The sequence below is a fragment of the Vibrio sp. 1288 genome, from assembly GCF_033344475.1.
Window position 1 is genome coordinate 1 of sequence record NZ_JAWPOX010000367.1, and the last position, 785, is coordinate 785.

Below are 785 nucleotides of genomic sequence, written 5' to 3' on the forward strand. Positions count from 1 at the left end.
AATTACAGATGACAGTTCAGAGGCAAATCCATGAGCCTTTGGTGACAAACTGGTGAAGCTTTGTTGACCAAAGGCGAAGGGGATAGGACAGCTTTAGCGTTACGTTTTATCGCCAGCAAACATCAGGATACTCAGAGAGTTGAGCGTTTCACCGAGACTTTCTAGTGAGCTCAAGACCTGTTTGGTCGGCTCATTATCTAGCAGAATTCGACCATCAAAGCTTTTCCCTTCGTATTGCTGTTCATTACGGGGGTCTTGTGTTGAGTTGTCATCCATAGCTAAGTCGTCAGCACTCAAACAGGCCGTTGAGACAAATAATCCGCCTAGAACCACCAACCATTTTGTTTTCAACATAATCTTAAAACTCACAATAAAACACTGTTCAATTTTAATTAATTCTATTCACCATTTCGAACGATATGACAAAAATTTAGCTTTAGGTCGCCATTTTCTGGCCATAGTTGAGCTATGTTATCGATACTACGAATTGTTACTTTTGGCGAAATTAGGAGGATGAATGGAGAAAATTTCCAATAAAGCGTCAATATGGCTCGGGCTGTGTCTGATAATAGGTTTAGGAGTATTGGGCTTTTTTATTCAGCAAACAGCAGTCAAATACAAAGCCTATGAGCGAGTGGTAACGGTGAAGGGATTGTCTGAGCGAGAATACCCGGCAGATACCGTCATTTGGCCAATCCAATTTACGGTAGCCAGCAATGATATGGGCGCGATGTTTGATGACATAGACCAACAAACGCGTTTGATTCTCGATTTTTTAACCGCAA

1 protein-coding gene and 1 pseudogene are annotated in these 785 nt (G+C 41.7%); one reads left to right on the plus strand and one right to left on the minus strand.

Annotation, left to right across the window (positions count from 1 at the left end; translation table 11 throughout):
• Positions 1 to 99: 99 nt before the first annotated feature.
• On the minus strand, positions 100 to 354 hold the full coding sequence (locus R8O11_RS26800) for a hypothetical protein (protein WP_021487201.1): 255 nt from the start codon (positions 352 to 354) through the stop codon (positions 100 to 102).
• A 163-nt stretch (positions 355 to 517) separates the two neighbouring features.
• On the opposite strand from R8O11_RS26800, the pseudogene R8O11_RS26805 reads away from it, so the two are divergent.
• Positions 518 to 785 (plus strand): annotated as a pseudogene (locus R8O11_RS26805) (hypothetical protein); the annotation flags it as partial.

Coding starts and splice junctions, on each gene's coding strand:
- R8O11_RS26800 (WP_021487201.1), bottom strand. CDS start 354: ATGTTGAAAACAAAATGGTTGGTGGTTCTAGGCGGATTATTTGTCTCA.